General features: G+C 57.5%; 23 protein-coding genes and 1 tRNA gene. 10 read left to right on the forward strand and 14 right to left on the reverse strand.

Annotated elements, in window-relative coordinates; genetic code table 11:
* Positions 1-104 precede the first annotated feature (104 nt).
* The 4 genes from UH5x_RS08260 to UH5x_RS08275 all read right to left on the reverse strand — a co-directional run bounded on the left by UH5x_RS08260 (position 105) and on the right by UH5x_RS08275 (position 2920).
* A complete protein-coding gene (locus tag UH5x_RS08260) occupies positions 105-818 on the reverse strand; it encodes a metallophosphoesterase family protein (RefSeq protein WP_047812848.1) in 714 nt (237 codons plus the stop codon).
* The gene (locus UH5x_RS08265) at positions 819-1589 is read right to left on the reverse strand and encodes a YqgE/AlgH family protein (protein WP_482635378.1); all 771 of its coding nucleotides are present in this window, start codon (positions 1587-1589) and stop codon (positions 819-821) included. It lies immediately after the preceding gene.
* Between the two features lie 41 nt (positions 1590-1630).
* Positions 1631-2641: a ketoacyl-ACP synthase III gene (locus UH5x_RS08270; RefSeq protein ID WP_047812847.1), complete on the reverse strand. Its 1011-nt coding sequence runs from the start codon at positions 2639-2641 to the stop codon at positions 1631-1633.
* Between the two features lie 206 nt (positions 2642-2847).
* Positions 2848-2920 (reverse strand) — tRNA-Gly (locus UH5x_RS08275).
* Between the two features lie 252 nt (positions 2921-3172).
* Between UH5x_RS08275 and tig the strand changes: the two genes are divergently transcribed.
* Positions 3173-4693 (forward strand): trigger factor, encoded by a 1521-nt coding sequence (gene tig, locus UH5x_RS08280; protein ID WP_047812846.1) that lies wholly within the window; start codon positions 3173-3175, stop codon positions 4691-4693.
* Positions 4694-4825: 132 nt separating this feature from the next.
* On the opposite strand, the gene UH5x_RS08285 is transcribed toward tig, so the two are convergent.
* Entirely contained in the window at positions 4826-5725 is a 900-nt protein-coding gene (locus UH5x_RS08285) for a (5-formylfuran-3-yl)methyl phosphate synthase (protein WP_482635379.1), read from the reverse strand.
* Positions 5726-5795: 70 nt separating this feature from the next.
* Between UH5x_RS08285 and UH5x_RS08290 the strand changes: the two genes are divergently transcribed.
* The gene (locus UH5x_RS08290) at positions 5796-7034 is read left to right on the forward strand and encodes a ribonuclease D (RefSeq protein WP_482635380.1); all 1239 of its coding nucleotides are present in this window, start codon (positions 5796-5798) and stop codon (positions 7032-7034) included.
* 56 nt (positions 7035-7090) lie between these two features.
* Here the strand turns inward: UH5x_RS08290 and UH5x_RS08295 are convergent, their stop codons facing one another.
* Positions 7091-8146, reverse strand: a complete 1056-nt coding sequence (locus UH5x_RS08295) for an adenylate cyclase (RefSeq protein ID WP_482635381.1) — start codon at positions 8144-8146, stop codon at positions 7091-7093.
* A gap of 267 nt (positions 8147-8413) precedes the next feature.
* The gene (bioD, locus tag UH5x_RS08300; RefSeq protein WP_047812844.1) at positions 8414-9184 is read right to left on the reverse strand and encodes a dethiobiotin synthase; all 771 of its coding nucleotides are present in this window, start codon (positions 9182-9184) and stop codon (positions 8414-8416) included.
* On the opposite strand from bioD, the gene UH5x_RS08305 reads away from it, so the two are divergent.
* Complete coding sequence (locus tag UH5x_RS08305) at positions 9183-10049, forward strand: carbon-nitrogen hydrolase (RefSeq protein ID WP_482635382.1); 867 nt, start codon at positions 9183-9185, stop codon at positions 10047-10049. The two genes, bioD and UH5x_RS08305, sit on opposite strands and share 2 nt — an antisense overlap.
* 546 nt (positions 10050-10595) lie before the next feature.
* On the opposite strand, the gene UH5x_RS08310 is transcribed toward UH5x_RS08305, so the two are convergent.
* The gene (locus tag UH5x_RS08310) at positions 10596-11438 is read right to left on the reverse strand and encodes an inositol monophosphatase family protein (protein ID WP_482635383.1); all 843 of its coding nucleotides are present in this window, start codon (positions 11436-11438) and stop codon (positions 10596-10598) included.
* 100 nt (positions 11439-11538) lie between these two features.
* Between UH5x_RS08310 and UH5x_RS08315 the strand changes: the two genes are divergently transcribed.
* From UH5x_RS08315 to UH5x_RS08335, 5 genes are read left to right on the forward strand one after another with little or no spacing between them, the layout of a single operon-like run.
* Entirely contained in the window at positions 11539-12885 is a 1347-nt protein-coding gene (locus tag UH5x_RS08315) for a TlpA disulfide reductase family protein (protein ID WP_482635384.1), read from the forward strand.
* Between the two features lie 5 nt (positions 12886-12890).
* Complete coding sequence (locus UH5x_RS08320) at positions 12891-13526, forward strand: DUF2238 domain-containing protein (protein WP_482635385.1); 636 nt, start codon at positions 12891-12893, stop codon at positions 13524-13526.
* A 46-nt stretch (positions 13527-13572) separates the two neighbouring features.
* The gene (locus tag UH5x_RS08325) at positions 13573-16788 is read left to right on the forward strand and encodes an FAD-linked oxidase C-terminal domain-containing protein (protein ID WP_482635386.1); all 3216 of its coding nucleotides are present in this window, start codon (positions 13573-13575) and stop codon (positions 16786-16788) included.
* Positions 16785-17045 (forward strand): MoaD/ThiS family protein, encoded by a 261-nt coding sequence (locus UH5x_RS08330; RefSeq protein WP_047812839.1) that lies wholly within the window; start codon positions 16785-16787, stop codon positions 17043-17045. Before UH5x_RS08325 ends, UH5x_RS08330 begins: the two co-directional genes overlap by 4 nt.
* Positions 17046-17048: 3 nt before the next feature.
* Positions 17049-17555: a molybdenum cofactor biosynthesis protein MoaE gene (locus UH5x_RS08335; RefSeq protein ID WP_482635387.1), complete on the forward strand. Its 507-nt coding sequence runs from the start codon at positions 17049-17051 to the stop codon at positions 17553-17555.
* Between the two features lie 55 nt (positions 17556-17610).
* Here UH5x_RS08335 and csrA read toward each other — a convergent pair whose 3' ends face one another.
* The 3 genes from csrA to UH5x_RS08350 form a co-directional block, all read right to left on the reverse strand.
* Positions 17611-17835 carry a carbon storage regulator CsrA gene (csrA, locus tag UH5x_RS08340; protein WP_007325270.1) on the reverse strand — a complete coding sequence of 75 codons (225 nt, stop codon included), beginning with the start codon at positions 17833-17835 and terminating at the stop codon, positions 17611-17613.
* A gap of 713 nt (positions 17836-18548) precedes the next feature.
* The gene (gene fliW / locus UH5x_RS08345; protein ID WP_047812836.1) at positions 18549-19013 is read right to left on the reverse strand and encodes a flagellar assembly protein FliW; all 465 of its coding nucleotides are present in this window, start codon (positions 19011-19013) and stop codon (positions 18549-18551) included.
* Between the two features lie 228 nt (positions 19014-19241).
* On the reverse strand, positions 19242-21197 hold the full coding sequence (locus tag UH5x_RS08350) for a flagellin N-terminal helical domain-containing protein (protein WP_047812835.1): 1956 nt from the start codon (positions 21195-21197) through the stop codon (positions 19242-19244).
* A 170-nt stretch (positions 21198-21367) separates the two neighbouring features.
* Between UH5x_RS08350 and UH5x_RS08355 the strand changes: the two genes are divergently transcribed.
* A complete protein-coding gene (locus UH5x_RS08355; RefSeq protein WP_482635388.1) occupies positions 21368-22000 on the forward strand; it encodes a zinc-ribbon domain-containing protein in 633 nt (210 codons plus the stop codon).
* 53 nt (positions 22001-22053) lie between these two features.
* Here UH5x_RS08355 and UH5x_RS08360 read toward each other — a convergent pair whose 3' ends face one another.
* Positions 22054-22350, reverse strand: coding sequence for a DUF202 domain-containing protein (locus UH5x_RS08360; RefSeq protein ID WP_482635389.1), 297 nt, complete (start codon positions 22348-22350; stop codon positions 22054-22056).
* 2 nt (positions 22351-22352) lie between these two features.
* Positions 22353-23675 carry a Si-specific NAD(P)(+) transhydrogenase gene (gene sthA / locus UH5x_RS08365; protein WP_482635390.1) on the reverse strand — a complete coding sequence of 441 codons (1323 nt, stop codon included), beginning with the start codon at positions 23673-23675 and terminating at the stop codon, positions 22353-22355.
* A 334-nt stretch (positions 23676-24009) separates the two neighbouring features.
* On the opposite strand from sthA, the gene UH5x_RS08370 reads away from it, so the two are divergent.
* Entirely contained in the window at positions 24010-24861 is an 852-nt protein-coding gene (locus UH5x_RS08370) for a carbon-nitrogen hydrolase family protein (RefSeq protein WP_482635391.1), read from the forward strand.
* Positions 24862-25047: 186 nt separating this feature from the next.
* Here the strand turns inward: UH5x_RS08370 and UH5x_RS08375 are convergent, their stop codons facing one another.
* On the reverse strand, positions 25048-25932 hold the full coding sequence (locus UH5x_RS08375) for a cysteine peptidase family C39 domain-containing protein (protein ID WP_047812829.1): 885 nt from the start codon (positions 25930-25932) through the stop codon (positions 25048-25050).
* Between the last annotated feature and the right edge of the window lie 19 nt (positions 25933-25951).

Here is a 25951-nt window from a genome sequence, read left to right on the forward strand (position 1 = left end):
ACCGACAGCCTGTTCAAGCTATCAACCGTGCTCAACAACACCCCGTGCCGAAACAGCATGCACTCATCGAACATTATACCAGGGGGAGGAAATCACGCAGAGGTTCACGAATCCCGGGACCGAAACCAGTGAACGCACCCCTTCAGCAACATCGCAAATCGCTCGACCGGAACCCGACGAACATGGCCGTGGCGGTCCACCTGAAGCACCGTTTCCGTTTCGAGATCCATCGCTGACAAATAGCCGCCGCCAAAACAATACGTGTCCATGCAGACCAGATGGCTTTGACGAAGAACCTCGCCATCGGGCTGAGGAGTGTGCCCCACAAAAACACGCTTCCCACTGTGATGCGGTGCCGGCAGGCTGGGCGGCAAATGAGTCCAGTAGGTCAACTCATCATCCTGCGTTGCGACCTCACAACTGGGGTCGTACATCGCATGCACAAAGATCTCGCTTTCGGTTTGATAGCACGCCAGCAAGGACTCAAAGAAAGCCATGTGCTCCTCTGGGATCTTGCGGACCGAGCCACCATAACTGGTCACCGTCGCCCGACCACCACTGCGCAGCCACATGGAGTCGTCCATCCCTCGTGACACCACGCTTTGCAACATCCATTCATGATTCCCACGCAGTGGAATCACCTTGCAAACGGACTGCAGATCAATCAACTGCTCCACGACGTCGCGAGAGTCCGGGCCGCGATCGACGTAGTCACCCAGGAAGATCAGCTCGTCCTCTTTTGTCGGCGCCAATTCTTGAATCATCGACCGCAGTGCTTTTGCGCATCCGTGGATGTCGCCGATCACATACCGGGCCATTCAATTCACACCTGGGTCGAAACCCTGCTGCTCACTTGGAAAAGACACATCGGGCGTCAGATCCTTCAAAATGGCTTGACCGCAACGATGCACCAACTTTTCCCAAATCCCTTCGCAAGGAGCAAAAATGGATTCCGTGTCGGCTGGCGTGACCAACCAACCACCTTCTTCCAATTCGTTTTCCAATTGCATCGGCCCCCAGCCTGAATAGCCAACGATGTAACGCAACTTCGCATCGTCACGCCGGGCGAGCAACCGCAAGTGATCCTCATCGGCAGTGACCCACGCGGGAACATCCGCCCATTGGATCGACATGGATCCCCAAGGTTCGGCAGGATGATCATGCAGTTGAGTGGTTGATCCAGCCGGATCGTTCCCGCCCGCCTCGGTTCCATCCACACCACACGGATCACCGATGCCGGCGATGTTATGCAGAGCCAACATCGGACCGTTGACTGGTCCCCCCAAATAAATCTGGTCCGGGTGTATCTGCTGGTCCAACTCGACGGGGTTGTCGGCAGAACCGCCGGAGGAGTCGCTCGACGCAGCGGAGGCCAAGTCAATTTCCGGCTTGGTCCCGGGCTGCCAAGACGGGTCACTCATTTCAATGACGTCACCAAACCTCTGTGGCCCCACGCGATTGATCACCACACCAAAGGCACCTTCCTCTGTGTGCCGAACGATCAGCACCACGGAACGAAAGAAATTGCCATCGTGCAAATACGGCGACGCGATCAAGAAGCGACCGGTGCAATTCGTGGACGTGTTCATCTCAAGCCCGGGTTCGAGAACCGGCAACTGCGTGCGTAAATTTAGGATTGGTCTCGGTACTGGTCGCGCCAGAGACATCCGCCCCACGACAACCCCACGCCAAAGCCAACCAAGACATTGGTCGAGCCCTGACCCAACTCGTCACGCCGTCGCATGCGGTCGATCAGAATCGGCAGGGTGCAGGAAACGGTGTTGCCAACATCCGCCAGATCGATCGGCAACCGCTCGGGAGCGATGTCCATTCGTTTCCGGAGTTGATCCAGCATCTTCCAGGTGGCCTGGTGAAACAAATAGTGGCCGATTTGGTCATCGGACAAATGGTTTTCTTCCAGGATTTCATCCACCAAACGCGGGATCGCATCCACCGTGAAATTGATCAGGCTGGGGCCATCCATGTACAGGCGACTTTTCCAGCGTTTGCGGTGTCGAGGCGGAATCGCATCTTCCGCGGGCCGGCCACCGCCGTTGCCAACGATCAGCATGTCGGCACCACTTCCGTCGCTGCCGAACTGGTAACCCCACAAAGAGGGCTCCGCTTCGGCGGTGATCAGGGTCGCGGCGGCCGCGTCCCCAAAAATGGTTCGCAGACTACGGTCATTGGCATCGATGTATTTGCTGTACGTTTCCGCCGTCACCAGCAAGATTTTTTTGGCGACGCCGGTGCGGATCAGGCCATCGGCCATCGCAGTGCCATAAACGAAACCGCTGCAACCAAGGTTAAAATCGATCGCGCCGCACTGTGTTCGGAGTCCCAGTCGGTCCTGCAACAAACAAGCGGTGGTCGGCAGCGGGTAATCGGGGGTTTGCGTGCACAGCAGCACAAAATCAATCGTCGACCGATCCAAATTCTCACGTTCGAACAATTGCTCGCAGGCCTGAACCGCGAGGTCGGCAGAAGTCTCACCTGGCCGAGCGATGTGCCGCTGATGGATCCCCGTTTTCTCCGCGATCAAATCGAGATCCCAGGAGGGGAACTGTTCCTTCAGCGTCGCATTGTCTTCCACATGTTCCGGAAGATGCACCGAGATGGGACCAATCTGGGCGTGGGGCACGTTCGACTCGGCGAAGAGGCTAATGAAAACTGACGTGGATCATTCAAAGAAGGCAGAAGCGTACCAGCGATTCCGCATCAACGGCAACTCGCAAACGAGACTCCGACCCGGTGGGGATGAAAAAATCGCCCTTTTGCGGGGCAAAAAAACCCACCCGACGGACAAAAAAAAACCACGCCTGTTTTGATCCAGGCGTGGTTTTCAAGAGCGGCTGATCGGATTCGAACCGACGACAATCACGTTGGCAACGTGATGCTCTGCCAACTGAGCTACAGCCGCGTTTCAGTTGTGTGGGGCACAGTATAAGAACCATCGGATTTGTCGCAAGTCGACTTGAAAGGTTTTTTAACCGCTTGTCGATCATCGCCGGAAAACACTACACTTTGCCGCTGCATGAAACGGCCCCTGAAGCAGGTGCCCCCCGGTCGAAGCGTCCGATCACCCCGGCCTTTTCGATTTCGCTTTCTGAATGTTCGGTAGCCAACTCCGGTTCGATCGATTCATTCTTCTAACACAAGGTTCAAAATCAGGATGTCCACGTCTTTCGACACCGATTCCACGCCCGCCGAAGACGCGGCTGCTCCCGTCAAAGACCCGCTGCAGTTGAACATGGAGGTTACCAAACCTCATGCCTGTTTGCGGGAGGTCATTGTCACCATCCCTCGTGGCGAAGTGGATCGCTACATGAAGGACGCGTACGACGAACTCGTCCCGGAAGCTCAGGTTCCCGGATTCCGTGCCGGGCGCGCACCACGCAAGTTGGTTGAAAAGCAATTCAAGGACCGAATCGAAGATCGCGTCAAAGGCTCGCTGTTAATGGACAGCTTGGCCAAAGTCACCGAAGAAGCTGAATTTTCCGCGATCGGCGAACCCGATTTCGATTACGAGTCGATTGAATTGCCTGAAAAAGGTGAATTCAAGTACCAGTTCAGCATCGAAGTCCGTCCCGAATTCGACACGCCGGACTGGAAGAAACTGGATCTGAAAAAGCCCGTCGAAACGATCTCGGAAGAAGACGTCGACGCCGCTCTGCAACGCGTTCTCTCTCGCTACGCTTCCCTGGAAGCCTGCGACGCGCCCGCCGAATTGGGCGACCGCTTGCTGATCACAGCGAAATTCAAAGACGGCGACAAAGTCATCTCTGAAATGGACGAAGAAAGCGTCACCTTGGCCAATCGCCTCAGCCTGTCCGATGCCGTTTGCGAAAACTTCGGCGAACTGATGAAGGACTGCAAAGAAGGTGACTCGCTGACCACCAAGGTCAAACTCGGCGACGGTCACCCCAACGAAGAAATGCAAGGCAAAGAAATCGACGCCACCTTCACGGTCGTCGAAGTCTTGAAAGAACAACTGCCTGAACTGACCGCTGAATTCTTGGATGAATTGGGCGAGTTCGAGTCCGAATCTGAACTTCGCGATTTCGTGCGTTCGTCGCTCGAACGACAAGCCAACTTCCGCACCGAACAAGCGATGCGTGGCAGCATCATCGAAAAACTGCTGGATTCAGCGGACTTCGAATTGCCACCGACCTTGGTTCGTCGCCAAATGAAGCGAGAACTCGATCGCAAAGTGCTCGAGTTCCGTCGCAGCGGTTTCGACGACGACATGATCCGTCGCTTCGTCAACGCCAGCAAGCAAAACATGCAACAAGGCACCGAATCCTCGCTGCGTGAACACTTCATCCTGGAGCAAATCGCCGACGAAGAAAAAGTCGACGCCGAGCCTCAAGAATACGAAACCGAAATCCAGTTGATCGCCGAACAAAGCGATTCCTCACCACGTCGCGTGCGTGCTCGATTGGAAAAAACCGGTCAAATGGATGCTCTTCGCAACCAAATCGTCGAACGCAAGGTCATCGAAATGATCACCGAAGCGGCAACGGTTGCCGAGGAACCTGTCGAAAAGGAAGCCGAAGAAAAGAACGAAGAGTTCGCTGTCGACCACGAAGTGCTGCCGACCAAGGATCACGAAGCGATCCCAGCAGCCAAGTACGACGACAACACCCCCAAGGGTGCCGAAACCGAAGACAAGCAGGAAAAAGACAAGGACTGATCCTGAGTCAGTTCCCCGAACGAATCAACGCCCGGTCGCCAACAGCGCCCGGGCGTTTTTTTTGCGCTGCAGAGCTGCTTGCTGCAGCAGATCTTCCGAGCCAAAAACCCACCGACAGGAGGAGTCGCTAACTCACGAATTCTCGCGGTCATCCTCTCGAGCCCCCGCAACGCAGGGCTGCCCGCATGAATCCAGCCAGGCGGTGACTTTCTTTGGATCCAACCGACCGCGGCGATCTCGATGATCGCAAACGTCGCCGCGAACGCCCCAGCAGTTGGGACGCACGCCCTCCACGACCAGCGATTGCTTTTCCGGGAGTCGAACCGACCCTGCGAGCGCCATCCAAACGCCAGCGTTCGCGGCCGTTCTCAGCAACGATCGCAACTGCTCCACAGACAGATGATCGGTCAACGTTCGTCCATTCTTCCTGAACGTGTCAATCAGCATCCGCCGCCGCCCCGAGTCGATCACCAACTCCAGAACCTGTTCCGGACAGATCGTTTCCGCCGCGACATGATCGGCGTAGGCAACCGGCACCAGTTCCACCGATTGTGGCAAACAAATCGCCTCCCAAACCGAAGCCAGTTTTTGTGCGGTCTGACACCCGCTGGGGCCGATTTTCGCAAAAGAGAATTCGCGGGGAACCTGCCCCGCCAACTCCCGCCCGGTGTCGGATTCCCCCAACGCCGCCGACAACTGAACGCTCCCCCCAGTAACAACCAGAGACGCAGCCAATTGCAAGGCGGCGGCTCGCCAAACGCTGGGGTCGCAAGCCGCCAGTGCACCCCGCGAGGGTTCTTTGAAGTCCACAATCTGAACACCACGGGAGACAACCACTTGAGCCTCCTCCAAATCCCGCACACTGACCAGCAATTCAGCGTCACCGGCCTCGGGAAGGTGGTCTTTGCAGCAATCCGACACCAATCGCTGGCGGGGTGACAACGACTCCATTTGATTTTCTCCGGGGCATTCTGATCCAGGTTGCCGTTCCATCGGATCGACCCGAAGCGGCTGGCAAGTTACAGTCTTCATCCAATCAGCGTTGCAGGGATGCAACTTACGTGAAATCAATGTCACCCAACAAGACACCGGATCTGCCGCGGTGAACTACGACTCCATCGAAACGCCTTCGCAGTTCAGTGACTTTTGCGAGGCCATTGCGGACGAACCCGTGATCGGCTTTGACACCGAATTTGTCTCTGAAGACTGCTATCGCCCCGAGCTCTGCTTGCTCCAGGTTGCGGCAGGCAAACACCTGGCGGTGATCGACCCCTACACCGTTGGCGACACCAAGCCATTCTGGGACATCCTGACCGACGACACAGTCGAACCAGGCAAACGAGTCGTGATCGCGCACGCCGCTCGCGAAGAGATTCGGTTTGCCTATCGATTCGCAGGCCGTCCGATCGCGGGATTGTTTGACACCCAGTTGGCCGCTGGATTTGTCGGCATTGAGTACCCGGCTTCGCTCGCCACGCTGGTTCAGAAACTGGTGGGGCAAACGCTCCCCAAAGGCGAAACACGAACGAACTGGCGGCATCGTCCGCTGACAAAAGACCAGCTGACCTACGCCTTGCACGACGTGACCACGCTGGCACAAATGCACACCAAATTGATCGCGGATGTCAAAGCCCTGGATCGGGTTGCTTGGCTGGACGAAGAAACCGATCGACTTCAACAGAAAGTCATCGACGCGGAAGAAAGCGAGAACTGGCAACGCGTCAGCGGCAGTTCAGGACTGAAACCTCGCCAACTCGAGATCATCCGTCACCTTTGGCGGTGGCGCGAAGAGATCGCCCGCAGCAAAGATCGATTGCCCCGGCGGGTGATGCGTGACGATCTGATGGTGGAGCTCGCGAAACGTGGCTCACCCGACGTCAAAAAAATCCGCAACATTCGCGGGATGGAACGCCGTGGTTACAACGACCAATACGAAGAAATCGGCGACGCCATTGCCGCTGCCCTGGAAGTCCCGGACGAGCAACTGCCGCGTCGCAATCGCGGCCGTTCACGCAGTGCTTCGCCGATGTTGAGCCAATTCCTTTCCACGTCGATCGCTTGCATCAGTCGACAACAAAAGTTGGCACCCGCCATCGTTGGCAATTCCGATGATGTCAAAGAACTGCTTTCTTACGAGCTGGATCCGCGACGTGGAACGCCCACCCCATCGCTGCTCAAAGGATGGCGCGGTGACATCGTCGGAACCGCCTTTCGCAAAATTCTTCGTGGTGAACTCGCCATCCGAGTCGCCGACACAAGCGAACAACAACCGCTTGAATTCGTCGAGTGCGAAGGGTCACCTCAGCGGGAAGAAAGCGAGCCCGATTCGGGCAACGCCTGAGCCGGCCAACTCCTGAGCCGACGCCGCAGGCAATTCACACCCCCGCCACGGCACCGTCACTCATGCTTGTGATGGTGTGGGTCTCGATCGTGGTGACGCTGGTTGATGTGCACGTGCAGTTGAGGGTGGTTTAGAAACAACCACTCCCACCCCGACTCGGTGACCGCCGAATCGTCCAAGTACAGCGATTCCAAATGCGGCAACTCAACAATCACTTTCAAACCTTCATCCCCGAGCGGAACACCGATCAGATGAAGCCCTCGAAGCGATTCCACTTCCAACAGCGCTCGCCCCAAGTCGTTTCCTAGCAACGTGGATCCCACCCGAAGCTGGCGTAGTTTTGGCAGGGCAGCCAACGATCGAATTCCCTTTTCCGTCAACCTGCTGTGCGGCAAATTGAGAAACCAAAGCGTTTCGCATTCAAGCAATGGCTTCAGACCCTCGTCCGTGATGGGCGAAAGCCTCAATCGCAAATGCCGAAGCTCCGGAATCTTGGCGATCGTCTTCATGCCCTCGTCCGTGATCACTCCCTCATCGATCAAGACCGTGTCCAGCTTGGGAAGTTCGGTCACCAGTGGTTCGCCGGCTGCCTCTCCTCCCCCAACGAACCGATTGCTGGGTGGCAGAGGCGCGGACTCCGATGAGCTCGCATCGTCCGACGCCGGACTGCTCTGATCCACCACCAGGTCCGAGCGACGTTGCTCAGCGGCAGCTTCCAATTCCTCGAACGGGATGAGCAGCAAACTGGAATCGTCAATCGGGTACGAAGGCGTGTGCAACTGAGTGGAGACCCCGCCGAGAATCTGCTCGATCTGCAAAGCGAAAAGCTCTTCCGGCTCCGGTGGCTTGGGCGGTGGTTTGGGAACCTCGATCGGACGAGTGGCCCACCATCCGAGCACGATCATCGCCAGCACGGCGATTCCGATGCCAAGTTTGACGGGCGTGAGAAACACTGCCAGCCGCTCTTTCAGGCTGGCTCGCTCGACCAACTGGTCCTCGTCGTCGGTTCCAACGACATCGCCCAGTTCGTCTTCCTCGCCCTGGAGCGGCGAGTCAGCGATCGAGTCGCCTTTGCCTTCTCGGTCGTCGTCCGATGGTTTGATCGATGACATGAAGAAGAGTTGTATCCTGGCACCGGAGCGCCGATAAACGACGCTCCGGTGCGCAGTTAAGTTTCGTTGAGAAGCAAAACGCTGAGACGATTGACCCAGTAACCGTCGCAACGAGTGCAAAGCTTCCGCAGGTCGGAACCCGCGAAGAAATCATTCCCGCAAACGATTTCTTGTCAACGAAACCTAAGTTTGGATGGGTAACAGGTGGGAGGGCGTGAGGAATCCCCAAGCCGGTGAGAGTGGGGTACCAATGGGGGCAAATCAAAGTCAACGCCGAAACGACGTTTGCGCCAAAAATTCCACACTCGCTTCGGTTTCACGGGATGTTTCCCCCCCGGCTTCCCTCGCGTTGACACCGGAAAAGACGCACAAAGGACCACCGGATTGCTCCACCGACGCCACCAGCGGCACACCGCACCATTGCAACAAATCTTTCGTGTTGGTTTGGGCCGAAGCATCCGCGGTGTCGTCCAAGCGATTCAAAATCAGGCCCCCGATCGGTAAGCCAGCGGATTCGGCCGCCCGCGAAGTTGAGATCACCTGATGCAACACACCAAGCTGATCCGGAGCCACCAACAGCAGATGAAGCGAGTGCCCCTCTCGCTGCCCCCAACGCTTCATTTCCATCGCCAAATCGATGTTCAACCAATCGTCACAGATCGGGCTGAACAGGCCGCCGGCACCTTCAATCATGACGACGTCGAAATCACCTTGGCACCAAATCGCCAACCCGTCCCGCAATCGCTGCGAATCGACCTGGGTTCCTTCTTCAGCAGCGGCCCGAGGTGGCGACAACGGAGCCATGAAAAGCTGCGGGCAAACCGCCTGCAAAGATTTGGGACGCCCCGCCGCTTGCCAGAGTGTTTCAGCATCGACACTATACCGTTCACCGTCAGCCCGCACTTCACACCCACTGGCCACCGGCTTGTAGATCCCCACTCGCTGCCCACACTCGCGCATGCGTTCCACCGCCCTCGCGGTGCAGTAAGTTTTGCCAACCTCGGTACCGGTTCCTGTAACAAAGTAGAGACTTGCCATGAGTTCTTCGGTCAAATTGTCGTTGATTCAGATGCGTGATGCGGGGTCGAAAGACAAGTCGATCGAAGCATCGATTGAATGGATTGAGAAGGCTGCCGCAGAGGGTGCCCAGGTGATCTGCTTGCAAGAGTTGTTTGCCACATGTTACCCGTGTCAAAGCGAAGACCACGGCAACTTTGATTTGGCAGAGTCCATTCCGGGGCCAACGACCACTGCCCTGCAACCCGTGGCCGAACGACTGGGCGTCGTGATTGTGGCTCCCCTCTTTGAACGTCGCGCACCGGGCGTGTACCACAACAGTGCCGTGGTGATCGATGCCGACGGCAGCGTCGCGGGCGTGTATCGAAAGATGCACATCCCCGATGACCCGTTGTACTACGAGAAGTTCTATTTCATACCCGGCGACCTGGGATTCAAAGTCATCCCCACCCGCTTCGCCAAACTGGGCGTGGGAATCTGCTGGGACCAGTGGTTCCCCGAAGCCGCGCGACTGTTTGCTCTGGCGGGCGCCGAGATCCTACTTTACCCGACCGCGATCGGCTGGATCGATGAAGAGAAAGAAGAATTTGGCGAGGGCCAACGCGATGCCTGGATGACGGCGATGCGAGCCCACGCGATCGCCAACGGCATCTACCTGGGAGCCCCCAATCGTGTCGGGATCGAAGGCCGAGTCGAATTCTGGGGCTCGTCCTTCATCGCGTCACCCCGGGGAGAGCTCCTCTCGCAAGGTGATTGTTCCAGCGACCAAATCGTTTCCGCGGATTGCCAGCTTGCCGACATGGACGTCGTCCGAACCCACTGGCCATTCCTTCGCGATCGTCGTATCGATGCTTACGGCGATCTCACCAAACGGTGGATCGACTGAGCGATTGAGTCAATCAATGTGATGCATCGCGGGAAGCACAAGTGACATAGAGGAAGGGCGTACGACAAATTCCACTCAATCGAATTTCGCGTTGTTAGCGGAGCGGCGCGAGCCGCCCGGTGATTCGCAGGAAACTCCACCACCGGAAAACCGGATGGCTTGCGACATTCCGCTAAAATTTGTTTTCGATTGGGCGGGATTGGGCTTGCGCTGGGCTGCGAAATGTTTGCTCTTGGCGTTCTGATCGCGAATGCAATTTTTCTTCCGGCGTCTGTCTTTCTTCATCCCGGTAGGGATTTCAGATGGTAGCCGGGGGTTGCTGCGTAGCAGCGTCCCCCCGGAAAGCGAGCCCCAGAAAAACACTCCATCCCGCCGTGGCCAAAGGCCACGGCGGGATGGAGTGTGGCGGCGTGGGGGGCGTGTCCATCGGTGGCGCTATCGCTTACCGACGGCTACCATCTGACATCCCTACCGGGATGAAAACTTGCGCAAACGCATGGCCGCCACAAGCCCAAACATTCAGCAGTCCAGGCTTGCGCCGCAACGCTACATTGGTTGCTGGTTGTCCGGCAAAGCATGCCGCGTGGTGATCTCAAGCATTGCCGAGTGGACCTTCCCGTTGCTGGCCAGAACGCTGGTTGTTTCCAGTGGCAGAGCGTCACCGGTCGCGGTGGTGATCTGGCCTCCCGCTTCAATGATGAAGAGGGCTCCTGCGGCAAAGTCCCACGGGGACAACTTGTATTCAAAGAATGCATCGAAACCGCCGCAGCCGACTTCGCACAGGTCCAACGAAGCGGCGCCGAACCGGCGGATGCCATGAATTTCGTTTTGGAAACATTCCGCGATCGCATCCAAGGTGGCACGCATCATGTCACCACGGTCGTAGTAAAACCCACAACCGATCATGGATTGGTTCAGCGAAGAGAACTCGCTGACATGCACTCGCTCACCGTTTCGAAACGCACCTTGCCCTTGAACGGTGGTGAACAAATCATTGCGAATCGGATTGTAGACGACACCTACAATCGGAACGCCGGACTCGTAGTACGCGATCGAAACAGCGAAATGAGGCAGGTGATGGGCGAAGTTATTGGTTCCGTCGAGCGGGTCAATCACCCACAAATGCTCCGCACTGGAATCGCCGTCCTGGAGATCTTCTTCCCCCAGCAATTCATGATCGGGGTAGGCCTCTCGGATCAGCGTCGCCACGGCCTGCTCGCTCTCCAAGTCCGCGTCGCTGACCAGGTCGTAAGCCTTGCCCCCATCCACGGACTTGTCGCGGATCATCACGCCATTTTCAAAGTAGCGACGGAGAATCTCACCGCCGACTTTCGCAGCCTTGATCGCTGTCTCGAGCAGGTCAGCCCGCCTCGGGTCGTTCTCGGACATTTTTGAGTCTCATTCGGCATTTGGAGGTGGCGGCAGTCTGTTATTGTGAGGGAGTCATCCCACTGACTCTTCATCCGATTTGCCCAACGAGGATTTCGTCGTGAAAATCTCTTCGACCGCTCGTGTGTTTGTTTGTTGCTTTGTGATTGGTACCGGCGGGATTGCCAAGGGGGACGACCGCACAACGCCCCCGCCCGTGGAAGCCAAGAAACTGGTCGCGGCCAAAGCGAGTCCCGACGACGAAAAACCGGCGAAACAGCCTCCGAAAGAAACCGCCCAGGAGTCCCCCAAGGTGTTGACCATTGGGTCGCCCGCCCCATCGCTGGACATTGAACACTGGGTGGGTGAGTCACCCTCGCCAATGTCAAAATTTGAACCCGGCAAGGTGTATGTGGTTGAGTTCTGGGCCACGTGGTGCGGACCGTGCCTTTACAGCATGCCTCACCTGGCCGAATTGCAGAGCAAGTACGCTGACCAAGGTGTCCGAGTCGTCAGCGTCAGCACGGAAGACCTGGAAACAGTCACCACTTTCTTGAAGCGTCCGGTCAGCCCAAGCATTCTCGGAATCAAAGAACCAGCTCCCAACAAAGACGAGGCGGAATCCGACGAAGCAGACGAAGCCACCGAAGAGACCAAGCCCATCACGTTTGGCGAGCTGACATCGGCGTACAGCCTGACCACGGATCCAGACGGATCGGTCAATGCAGACTACATGAAAGCCGCCAATCAAAACGGCATTCCGACCGCGTTCATCGTCGGCACCGATGGACACGTCGAATGGATCGGTCACCCCATGTCGATGGACGAACCTTTGGAAGCCGTCATCGACAACGAGTGGGATCGCGAAGCGGCAAAAGAGAAATTTGAACGCGAACAAAAGATTGCTCTGGCCGTTCGCGAAATCATCATGGCTCACCGCACCGGGCACCACGAAACCACGTTGAAACTCTTGAAGGAACACGCCGACCTGTTCGTGGGCACGCGTTATGAATCCGCCCTGAAAACCATTTGGTTTCCGACCGCCTTAGCCACTCAGCAAAGTGACATCGCCCTGGAAATCATTCGCGAGAGAATTGCCGCGGCCCCGGAAGACGCCGTTTCCATCAACCGCTGGGCGTGGGAAGTCTACGAAGCCGTGGAACCAGGACTGGAGGGCAACGAAGAAATCTTAAGCACCACCATGACGGCTCTCGAATCGGCCTTGGCGAGCGAAGAGAACGAAGACAACGATGCGATGTGGCCAGCCTACGACACCATGGCTCACTTGAAGTCCATTGCGGGTGACAAGGAGTCCGCCGTGGAGTGGCAATCGCGTGCGATTGAATCAGCCCCGGAAGATGAAAAGGAAAGACTTCAGCAGTACCTGAGCGAACTGACGGGCACCGCCGTCACGTCACCCGAGAAAGCAGACGACGCCGACACGGAAACCAGCGTCCCTCAGCCGTGACACGGATGGATCGACAGAAGCTCGCGATCCTGGCGACATTCCTGCTGATGGTTGTTTCGCTTTACAAAGCTCCGTTTCCGGCGGAGCAATGGCTGCAACACATCCCGACCGTTGCCATGTTGCTGGGCCTGCTTTGGTCGACCAGCAATGCGAGGCTGTCATCCATCGCCTTTGCCTGCGCGATCTCGTTCATCGTGTTGCACATCATCGGGGCACGTTGGACCTATTCCAACGTGCCCTACGACGCTTGGTGCGAATCACTTTTTGGGCGGAATCTATCGGACCAATTTGCCTGGCAACGCAACCACTACGATCGGCTGGTCCATTTTGCGTCGGGGTGCCTGGGCGTCCCGGTCGCCTTCGATTGGCTCCAGCAAATGTGGGGAACCGCTCACTCTCCGTCGCCGCTGCCCAGGCGATGGGGATGGTTCCTGTCAATTTGCATCGTGATGGCAGTGGGAGCCGCGTACGAAGTGCTGGAATGGCAAATCGCCATGTTCTTTTCACCCGCTCAAGCCGAAGCCTACAACGGCCAGCAAGGAGATGTCTGGGACGCTCAAAAAGACCTCTGTTTAGCGGGAATGGGCAGTCTGCTGGCCGTCGGAATCCACGGGATTGGGGCTGAATTGCGACGAGGCTGATTCGGTCGTCTTGACGGAACCGGTCACTGGGCGTCGTAATGGGACAATGCAAAGAGACATTGATAGCCAGCGACTTCACGATGACCTCCGCGGATTGGTTTCCGGAGACGTCCTGTGTGATCCCGTGTCGACTCAGTTGTACGCCTCGGACGCCAGCATTTATCAAATCCGCCCGCTGGCCGTGGTGCGGCCCCGGTCCGCCGCCGATGTCTCCACGACGGTGCAGTACGCCTGCGAAAACGACTTGCCCATTCACGCACGGGGCAGCGGCAGCGGCGTTTCTGGCGAATCAGTCGGACCAGGGATCGTCGTGGACATGTCCGCCCACATGAAGCGGATTTCACCGTCGGATGATGGGATGCAGGTCACCGTCCAAAGCGGTGCGACCTTGGCGAGCGTCAACCGGTTCCTGAAAGGGCATCGACGTTGGTTTGGCCCGGATCCAGCCACACGTTCGATCACGACCATGGGCGGGGTGATTGCCACCAACGCGTCAGGCAGCCACTACCTGCGCAGCGGTTCGGCACGGGACACCGTGCTATCGCTCCGTATGATTGCGGCCGACGGTCGTCTGGTTGAGCTGTCGCAACACGACCCATTGCCCATCGAGGATGACGAAGCAACGCCCGAGCATGGCAACCTCGATCCCCCCCAAGATCTCAACGCCTCGCTCTTGGATCAAGCTGGCGAAGCAGGGTTTGTGAACCGCGTTTCGCGAGGATTGGTTGAGATCCGGAATCGCTTTCACTCCCAACTCGATTCCAATGTGATCCAGTCGCCCGCCAGCGGTGGTTATCGCCTGGACGATCTTTACGACGCCAATCATCGAGTCGATTTGGCAAAATTCTTCAGCGGCTCGCAAGGCACGCTGGGCGTGATGATCGACGCCACCCTTCGCACCGAAGCGATCCCGGCGCATCGCGGGGTGGTGCTGTTCTTTTTCCATCGGCTCGACTCAGCCACACGGGCCGCCGTTGCCGCCCTGCAACACGGCCCCATCGCGTGCGACGTGATGGATCGACGGTTGTTGCAAATTGCTCGGGAGGGCGAGAAACGATTCACCGACGTGGTGCCTCGCGAAGCCGAAGCGGCGATGTTGGTCGAAATCCAAGGCGAGTCGCTGGGCGACCTCTACGACCGACTCGCCATTTTGCGTCAGTCCATTTCCAGCGGCCACGACGCGGCGTTCGAATCCGTGGACACCATCCGAGATGAGATTCGCGATCTTTACTGGATGCTGTTTCGAAGAGTGATTCCACGACAATACCGGGTTCGTGGCACACAAATGCCGCAACCGTTTGTGGAGGACATTCACTCACCACCTGAACAACTGCCTGAAATGGTGGTGGCCGTGCAAAACGTTCTCAAACGCCATCAAACCACCGCCACGATCTTTGCTCACGCGGGCCACGGTCAATTGCATGTGCGACCGATGTTGGATTTGCAAAAAGACGAAGACCGCCGAAAAATCCGCCCACTCAGTGAAGAAATCGCCAGTGTCGTTTGGGACCGCGGCGGACAGATCGGCGTCGAACACGCCGCAGGCCTGAGTCGTTCTTACTTGATGCCCAAGCAAGCTGGTGAACTCTGGCAAGCGATGGGCCAGGTCAAACGATTGTTTGATCCCTACCACCGTTTCAATCCAGGCAAGCTGTTTGGTGCAGTGCTGCAAAAGCCGGATGAGAACCTCCGCCCGCTCGACCAAACCATTGAAATTGTCGCCTCGGGCCGCAGCGTGATTCCTTCGTCACTCACGATGACATCCGAAGATCCCGCCAGCGAAAACGAGGCGTCGGCGACTTCGGCAGAGATCGTTGATCCCGACCAGCCAGCGAAAGAAAACGAAATCGCGGACGACGAGTCATCGACGGAACCCGAGCCCGCCAAATGGGTTTCTTCGTTGATGCCGCACCAACCCGCCCCGCAACTGGAAGTCCTTCAGCATTGGCCGGGCGGAGCACCGATCACAACCACCACGCGAGCCTGCAATGGGTGCGCGCGATGCCGCGCCGACGCTTCGGACGAACGTCAGTGCCCGATGTTCCGCATCACCTCCATCGAAGAAGCGTCCCCCCGCGCCAAAGCCAATCTGTTGCGTGGGGTTTTGAGTGGCCAGTTGCCGGTTTCGGAACTCACGGGTGAACGAGCCAAAGCCGTCGCCGACCTGTGTTTCAACTGCCACTCCTGCCGAGTCGAATGCCCCGCCTCGGTCAACATTCCCAAAGTGGTCGGTGAAATCAAAGCCCAGTACGTTGCAACCAACGGGCTGACTTTGTCGGATTGGCTGATTGGCCGAATTGACATGCTGGCCGCGCTCGGCTCACGCGTGGCTTGGCTCTCGAACTGGATGCTGCGGCGACGTTCTCTGCGCTGGTTGGCGGAACGAACCCTGGGGCTGTCCGCCTCTCGGGAAATTCCGTTGTTGGCCAGTGAGTCCTTCGTCCGGTACGCCGTGCGACGACGTTGGCACCGAGCCTCACCCGCCGGCGGATTGAAAGTGGTTTACTTTGTCGACCATTTCGCGAACTACCACGATCCTGAGATTGGTCGCGCTCTGGCGGAAATCCTGCAACACAATCGGATTGGGTTCTATGTTCCAACGGGGCAAAGCCTCAGCGGAATGGGCCGCATCACCGCCGGCGATCTGAAGGGTGCCCGCCGAGTTGCCAAACGCAATGTTCGCTTGTTGGCGGACGCGGTTCGGCAAGGCTACACCGTGCTCGCAACCGAACCCGCCGCCGCACTCTGCTTGAAGCACGAGTACCCGAACCTGCTCGATACCGAAGACGCTCACTTGGTTGCCGAGCACAGCTTCGAAGCGTGCCACTACCTTTGGTCTTTGCATCAAGAAAATCGATTGACGCTGGAGTTTGAACCCATCCAACACCGGATGCTGTATCACCAACCTTGTCACAGCCGCGTTCTGCACAGTGACACCTCCGCGGCCAACCTGATGCAACTGATTCCTCAACTGGAAGTCGACATCGTCGCCAAGGGATGCAGCGGGATGGCCGGCACTTGGGGATTGCAGCGAAAGAATTACCGCAACAGTTTAAGAATCGGTTGGCCGATGGTTTCCACCGTTCGCAAAGCAACGTCCAGTGCCCCGACGACCGAATGCAGTGCATGCAAGTTGCAAATGGAACATGGTGGTGACTACGAAGCGATCCACCCCCTGAAGTTGCTGGCGCATTCCTACGGCCGCCTGCCAGCACTGAATCTGCGTGGAAAAACGCCCCTCAACGAAGACAGCCCAGCATGACTCCCCCCTGTTCCATCGACGTGTTGCTCTTTGCCGGTGCCAGCGAATCGGCCGGTGGTGCCGACCGAGTCACGGTGCAGACGCACCCACGCCCCACAGCCAACGAACTGATGACGCAACTGGCCGAACAACACACAGAATTGGCAGCGATGGTCCAGCGATCTCGATTGGCCGTCGACCAAAGGTACGTCTCGCCCGATCATGTGATTGAAACGGACGCCGAGGTCGCGTTGATCCCGCCGGTCAGTGGTGGTTGATCGATGTCGAACCTCCCATCCACGGACGAGAATTTCGGTGCCGTCAACATTCGCTTGACCGACGGACCGTTGGAACCAATGGTTCAGGCGACTTCCTGCGAGGAACCTTGGCTATCGCACCCCGACGCGGGTGCGATCCTCTGGTTCCATGGCGTGACTCGCCGCCAGACGAAGAAGGGCGATCACGTGACCATCACGAAAGAACTTTCGTACACGGCCCATCGTGAAATGGCAGTCAAGCAATTGAATGAATTGGCGAACAACGCAGTGCACGAATTCGGTTTGCATCGCGTTGTGATTTGGCATCGCCTGGGGACTGTCCCGATTGGACAAGCCAGCGTGATCGTGGGATGCAGCAGTGCTCACCGAGTCGCTGCGCTCGATGCGGTTGCCGCCATCATGGACCGGCTGAAACAAGACGTTCCGATTTGGAAACAGGAACACTTTGAATCTGGCGAGTGCCACTGGATTCATCCGTCACCCACGACGGACGATCCAAGGACTCATTGATGTTTCACGAGAATGCCCACCGGACACTTTCGCGAAACATCACTTCTGACGGCGTTCAGTCACGAGGTGGACGAACGTCTTTTGTCGCTCCTGCACCTGTCTGGGACGCGCGGCGATTTTCTCGCTGAATCGCGTCATAGACCTCTTGGCGGTGCACCGGTATCGCTTGGGGAGCTTCGATACCAAGACGCACTTTGTCGCCTCGGATATCAACGATGGTTACGACCACATCGTCACCAATCATGATGCTTTCGTCGCGGTGTCGGGAAAGGACGAGCATGGTGTCCTCGGCTTAAGTTGTCGGAGTGGGAGAGCTTTCGAATCAATTCGTCAGGAATTTCAATGTGTTCACGGCGGCATTCCATTGCCGAGAGTTGTTGCATTCCATCGCAATGTTCGGACGAGGTTCACCTGATGAAACAACACCCGTTGCTTCGCCTCGCGTACACCACTCATCGACCCACCGGATGGAATAGTTCACGCATCGGTCAGAAGGTCGGCACGTGCCGGTCGTGCCGATTCGACTTGGTACCCCGTTTGCAACGCCCACCAATTTCCATCCTGCAAGCCGGACACCGATTGACTGGATCGGGTTCGCGAAGGAGCTGCTCGAAACACCTTCCTCGGTTTGCAGAGCGGCGCCATCCACCCGGTGCTGCGGTCCCTGAGGGCTTGCAATTTTGAAGTGCTGTGCCAGTAACGCATTGAGAACCCCGCCCGCGCAGGGGTCGTGCAGTTTTCTGCATTTGAGAACCTCTCCTGAAACGAAGTTTGGGGAGAGCAACAGCGATATACTAGGTCGAGCGACGCCGTTCAGGCGTACGCGAGGGTGAGGGCCGGGCATAGGAAAGCGGCGCGGAATGCGCTCCCCAGGCCGTCTTCTCCCAACGGCCCCTCAAAGCCTGCCGTCCCGCGCTTGCCAACGAAAAATGGCGAGCATTGTCATCCAATGCTCGCCATTCCGTTGGTTTGGTCTGAGTTCGTCGCCTCGAATCAGGCGGCACGCACCTGTGAGGTGGGCAATGGCTTGGCCGATTCGGCTGCCACGGTCGGCAATGGCTGACGCATGGGGCGATCGTCGTTGGTGATCACCTGGCAACCCAAGCGACGATCCAGGTTCAGCATCAAAGGTGCTCGCAGGTTCGTCGTCAACTTGCCAACGTGCCCGGCGACGGTGGTCATCACATAGACTTCCGAGCCCGACGTCAGGTGCAAGCTCGACAGATCACGCCGCCCGATGTGGACTCGATAGTCTGGGAAAAACGCTCGTGGACTGATCACAGCCAGTGCTCGGTCACCGCGGGCCGCACTTTGCAGCCAGGCCACCGACGCGTTGTCTGTGTCAGGAATCAACGCCCACTGATGAAGCGATTCCATTCCAATCAGACCCTGCGGGAACAAAAACAACTGGTCGGCGTTGAGTTCCAACGTGCCGAAGCGATGACTGTCGATCCGCATGACTTGATTCCACTCGTCGAATTTTTGGGTGTTCGGGACCGGTCCTGTCCCAAACGGTTCCTTCGGGTTCTCCGTCGCTACTTCTCATCGACCATCGAATCCCGCCAGTCCACCGAACAATCGAAAAAGGACGAAAATTCGCTGCAGCCATCACAATCGGAATCCCCTGACACGGTGGCACTGTTGATCCAGCGGACAAATGATCCAGCGGACCAACAGCCGCTGGGATCAAAGGTAATTCAGGACCGTGATGCCCGAGGTTTGCCCGACGAAACGCATGGAAGCTTCCAGCGCCACCTGACGGGCCTGCAATTCACTGATCACCGAGGCCAGGTCCGCGTCCATGGCATCGGACAACTGCGACTGCAGGAGAACATTCTCGTTCTCCACCGCCGTTCGGGAGTCCTGCAAGGAAGAGTGCCACACTCCCACCCGCCCGCGAGTCCGCGTGCTGGCGTCCAGGTCATCGTCCAAACGAGCCTGCAAACGGCCGATTTCGGAGATATCCCCGTCGCGGATGGCGGATTCGAGACGCAACAGCGTGTCGATCGCGCCACCGGCGTCACGCGGTTGGTAATCGCTGCCGTTCAACACCGCGACACTTCCGTCCAATTCCCCAACGCCTTCCGAGGCGTCCTCAGGAATCCAGCCCAGATACGTTCCGGCGTCGCTCAAACCAGGCTGTGTCACCCGGATCGGATCGGCTCCCGGAGGCGCCGTTAACCTCAACCCATTGCCCACTTCGTTCAGCGACACCAAAACTCGTTGGGTGTCTTGATTGTCGGGATGGTTCCGAATCAGATCGATGATCTCGCCCACGGTCTCGGCGTCTTCGAGCTCGAATTCCAGCTCGACACCGTCCGGGCGAGTGATCACCAAATCGGGGCCTTCGGGGTTGTAGTTCAAGCCGCGTTCTCGGGCCAATTCACTGACCAACGTGTCCTCATCTGCGGTGCGAATGCCCAGCTCGGTCGCGGCAGAACCACCATTTTCGCCAACGCTGTAATCCACGCCTGACCGAAGTGCATGCAATTCGATCCGGCCCGCCGTTTCATTGAGAACCGCTTTGACTTCCGCATCGCTCCGATTGATCGCGATGATCACGTCGCCCACGGTTTCGGCATTCGAAAAATCAATTTCGTAGCGTTGGTCGCCACGATCAATGACCAACCCGTCGGTCAAATCCAACCCGGCACCGTCGTTCAAATCTGAAATCGAGGTTGCCAAAGTGACCTGAGGTGCCAGGCGATCTCCGACCAACGGTGGAGCCCGAAATCCGTCAGGATTGGAGATCAACAGATCCGACGCCAAACGACTGCCCGCCGCGTCTTTGATTGCCAATGTCCCAGGCAATCCGTCAGCGTACTGGACCGTGATGGAATCGGCTCCCAGCGTGACAGACAAGGATCGACCGTCCAAATCAACGGTCCGCAAGACATCCGCCACGTCGCCAATCGTCGCTGCCTGTCGAAGGTCCAACTCCACGAAATGGTCGCCATCTGAAACGGTCAAGACGCCAGCTTGGACACCTTCCCCTTGTTTCATGTCGATCAACCGGGTGTCTGCATTCAGCGCCGCGTCCAGCGATTCGCCCTCGATGAATGGCTCGCCCACTCCGATCGCCGTCGCAGCGCTGACAGTGAATTCGGCCTGAGTCCCATCCCCCACCTTGGTCAATCCAATCGCCTGATTGCCATTGAATCGCACCGTTCCGCTGACGTGTTCCAGCGCCAAATCGGTCTGCAGCACACCGCCTAGCAGTTGGTGATCGGCGAACATGCCATTGCCGGCGCTAACGATCGACTCCATTTGTTGGCGGATCGTCATTGCCAGAGCTTCCCTCTGGTCATCCGACAACACGCTTTGGGCGGCTTCGACAGCGGCCCCCCGTGCTTCAATGATGGCCGAATCGACTTTGTCCAACGTCACATCGGCGGATTGGTAAAACGCCTCCGCGGCATCTGCGTTCCGAACCATCTGGTCCGTTCGTGAAACTTCACGCTGCAGCCCGATCGCGCGGGCCGCCGCCGCAGGGTCATCGCTGATGGTCAGCACACGACGCCCGGTGCTCAACTGATCATACTGACGCTGAATCGCCAATTGATCGCTGTTGAGCTGATACATCAACCGCTGATTTTGCAGCGGCGTGCTCGTTCGGTTCGTTGCGACGGGAAGTAATGACATGATTCAACGATGCGAAATGGTTCGAAAACACCGTCCGAGAACACGGTGCAAGCATTTTCGGTATCGTTGTAATCGGCACAATTGACTTCACGACTGAAGATCAATCCCATGGGGATTGGTTCCGGCGTGGCCGAGGCACGGTCCAGCAGGACTCCGCAGCGAGAAAGAACATGATTTTCATCAGCACCATGCAACTGACTCGGACCCTGGAACGGGGCGAGTTCTTCTGTCCCACCTGCGAATCCATCCAGGGATACCGACTGCGGTCCAAACGAACGTTTTTGACGCTGTACTTCATTCCAACCATTCCGATCAGTGCCCCCGAACCGTTCATCCAGTGCGATCACTGCAAATCGCCCTGGGACCTGAGCGTGCTGCATATCGATGAGCGCACGCACAAGAAGGTCCGCGAGAATCAGTTCCGCAATGAAGCGATCCGGTCCTGCGTGTTGATGGCACTCGAAGACGAAGAGATCACGGAGCCGGAAATACAGTCGTTGCTGCGGATCAGTCGCGTGATCCTCAACAACCCAATCGAACGAGAAGAATTAGGGCGTCTGTGTTCCGTCGCCATGCATTCGGGAATCGAAACGCAGAACTACGTCATGACCGTTTCCAAACGTTGGACCATGCAACAACGTTTGCTGGCAATTCAAGCCATGTTCTTGGCCGCCTCCTCCGGAGAAAAGAACATTTCCGACGCCAAGGTTCGACAACTCGGCCGAATGAAAGACCTGTTGGAGCTAACCGACACGGAATTCGAAGCCGTCATCGAAGACTCATTGCTGCACGCCGGCGTCTGACCCCACTCGTGCTGCGCCGCAACGAGCGGAGGTGTTGTTTCAGACGGGTCGGCTCACTGGTGGTCCAATCGCACCCGCCGCATCGTTTGCAGGAATCGGATGCACCCCGCCAACAGCACGACTGCACCGATTCCGATCGCGACATAACCGGCGACCAACAACTCTCGCGATTCGCCGAAGAACTTGATCAGCGTTCCTCCCGTTCCGACCATCATCAACGACGTTCGCAGGTAAGCCAGCAACGTCCGTTCATTGGCGAGATCCGTGCGAATCACCGCCAAGTCATTGCGTTTGCGTGCGAGCGAATCGCCCACCGGTTCGGGATTGGGGTCCGAGTCAGATTCGCTCATGCTCAAAAAAGCCGGTTGATCCCGTTGAGAGCCGCGACCCGATAGGCCTCCGCCATGGTCGGGTAATTGAATGTGGTCTCAATGAAGTAATCGATCGTGTTCTGACGCCCGGGTTGATTCATGATCGCTTGACCAATGTGCACGATCTCCGATGCGTTGGCGCCAAAGCAATGGACCCCCAGGATCTCTTTGGTCTCCCGATGGAACAACAATTTCAGCATCCCGGTGGTTTCACCCGTGATCTGAGCACGGGCCAGCGAACGGAACTGAGCCTGGCCGACCTCATAGGGCACACACTGATCGGTCAACTCACGTTCCGTCGCACCAACCGAGCTGATTTCAGGACTCGTGTAGATTCCCGTGGGAATGTCATTGAGCCGTAGGTTGCCGTCAGCCCGACCCAACATATGCATCCCCGCAGCCCGACCCTGCGTGTAAGCCGCACTGGCAAGCGACGGAATTCCGATCACATCACCCACCGCGTAGACGTGCGGCAAACAAGTTTGAAAATGCTCGTCGACCACAATTTGGCCGCGGCTGTTGGCCTCGATCGGAAGGCTGTTCAACCCCAGATCATCCGTGTTCCCCTGCCGACCATTGGCCCACAGGAATACGTCGGTCTTGAGAACCTTGCCACTTTTGAGACGCAAAATCACGCCGTCATCCAGCCCCTCGATGCTCTCCATCGTCTCGTTGTGACGAATGATCACTCCCTGGTCGCGCAAGTGATACGACAGCGCATCAATGATCTCATCGTCCAAGAACTCGAGCAGTTTTTCGCGCGTGTTGATCAAGTTGACCTTGATCCCCAAGTTGCGAAACATCGAGGCGTATTCCGTGCCGATCACACCAGCGCCATAAACGGTGATCGAACCGGGTTTGTCCTTCATCTCCAAAATCGTGTCGCTGTCGAAGATTCTGGGATGCGAAAAGTCGACCCCTTTGGGACGGTAAGGCCGTGATCCGGTCGAGATCACAAACGCTCCGGCAGTGATCACCTCGCCATTGTCGATGGTGATCGTGTGCTCATCGACAAAGCGTGCTTGCCCACGATAAATCGGAACCGCATTGCGATCGTAAAACGATTGCCGCATCGAAACTTGCCGGCCAATGATGGCTTGAGTGCCACGATTGAGTTGTTCCATGCTGGGGCTGGCGGCGAATCCCATTTCGCGCATCACGGGATTCTTCAATGACTTCATCGTACTCGTCACGGCGTACCGCAACGCTTTGCTGGGGATTGTGCCCCAGTGAGTGCAGCCACCACCGATTTGCCGGTATCGCTCGGCGACGCCAACCCGCAAACCACCCTTGGAGGCTTGCATCGCGGCACCTTCCCCCCCGGGCCGGTACCAATCACGAATAAATCGAAATCAAATTTGTCGCGAGCTGGCTTGGCGGCCGGCTTCGTCTCTTGGGCGGGCAGATTGACGTCCGGCGTTTCGGGGGGCGACGCCGCCCCGTTTGCCGAGGAGGATTCGGTCGCTGATGACATGCCTCGTTCCCTGAAAATGCAATGAATTGCGAGTCAATTGAGCGTCGGCCGCCTCACCGAACGCTTCGTGTCTCGACGTGATTGGGTACCACGGACCGTCGAATTCTGTTCGAATCATGGCTCGAAAGATTCCGTCACCCCGTCGAATAAGTCTTGTTTGTACGATGTTGATTGCTTGCGTCCAGACCGGTGTCCATTTTGCTTCCGTCGATCAAAACGTTGACGACGTCTGTCAAAAGATCAATCGCCTTGGCAAACAAGGCGTCCAGCTCGCGGTTTTCCCCGAGTGCACGCTGACCGGTTACGGCTACGAAAGTCGTGAAGAAGCGCTCGACGCCGCTCCCACGATCGACTCCGCCGCTATCACGACTCTTGTCGAAGCCTGCCAAGTCAACCAATTAACGATCACAATCGGGACGTTGATTCGGAAAGATCGCGACGAACTGCACAACTCGGCGCTGATGATCGATGGATCTGGGCTGGTCGGTCGCTACAACAAAGTCCACCTGCCGCATCTGGGGGTGGACCGGTTCGTTGATCGTGGCCAAGCCTGCGACCAACTCTTGACAACGCAATCAGGTTGCAAAGTGGGGCTGGGGATCTGCTACGACAGTTCCTTTCCCGAACCGATGCGGGCGCTGGGACTGGCTGGTGCCGACATCATCGCACTCGGCACCAACTGGCCCGTGGCGGCGTCTCGAACGGCCGAGATCGTTCCGCCTGCTCGCAGCATGGAAAATCACCTGTTCTTCGTCGCCGCCAACCGCATTGGAACTGAGCGAGGATTTGAATACTGCGGCATGAGTTCCATCTGTGGGCCCGATGGCGTCGAATTGGCTCGTGCCAAGGGCGCCGAGGAAACCGAACTGATTGTTGATGTCGACCTGGAACAAGCCCGCAACAAACGGATCGAGCGAACGCCCGGAAAACATGTCATCGATCGCTTTGCCGATCGTCGTCCGGAAATGTATTCGCGTTTGGCAGATCCGATTGTCACGCCTCCCGACGAGTGCTGAGTCACAGCTTGGAATGAGGGGTGATGAGTTTGGCCATTCGGCGATCGCCCCGGCTGATTGCGATGAAACCGTGGCTAGCGGCCAAGACGGCCAACCAGACGGCCAACCAGACGACGAAGCTGTGACGCGGCACTTGCTGTTGAAACAACCACCGCCGGTGAAACCAACCACTCATCAGTTGCGCGGCTACGGTCGGGACAAGTAGATCGCTTCGCCAGTGAATCGTTTCCGAAGGTCTTCATCGCTCCAAGAAACCTTGCCCACCGCGGGATCGCCGATCAGCCAGCGTCCGCTGTCGGTTTGACCCAGCACCGTCACGACATGCCCGACGGTGACGTTGCCGACGAAGCCTGTGTCCTGCAGATCGTCACCACTCAATCCAAACCGAACCAATGCCACGTTGGGCAACTGGCCCCGCTGATGCCACTTGCTGGGATCTCGCGATGCAACCTTGGCCTTGAGATTGTGCTCGTGAGCCACCGTCGACAACCCTCGATAAAGCCCCAACGGGGCGGTCCCCAGCGAACTGCTCAAACAAGCTGAAGCGAGGTCTCGTTCACTGGCCGAGATCCCCGATGTGCCCAACAAGGTGACAGCAGCGGCGGGCGCGCAGCTGGCTGAGTTGGACTGCATGTAAACCCCATCTTGCCACTGCGCCATCCATTGCGGCTCACGAGGTTGATCCCAGTCCAACGGGAACAGCACCGGGCGAGCGATCGGCGTGATCACAAAGGAAACCGCCAAAGTCATCAGAATTCCCGCGACCGCCGGCCGAAACCGACGACGCAAATCGACGGCATGTCCCGCCATCCCGGCCGAAAAAGCCAATACAACGGGCGTCACGTTGGACCAGTACAGGGCCGCCGATGACGTGATGGCCTCGGCCCAAATCAGACGGCCGAAGAAACTCCAAGCAAATAGAAACGAAATTCCGATCAGCCCCACAAACACCCAGCGATCCGAGGACGTTCGAGAGCGGCATCCCAAGCGGTAAGCCCCCAAGGTCAGCAGCGTCACCACGACCACAGCCAAGGCCAGTTCGAGATCGGGGCGAGCGAATTCAAGGTCCATGCAGGAACCTCCATCAACA

The sequence above is a fragment of the Rhodopirellula sp. UH5 genome (assembly GCF_056839225.1).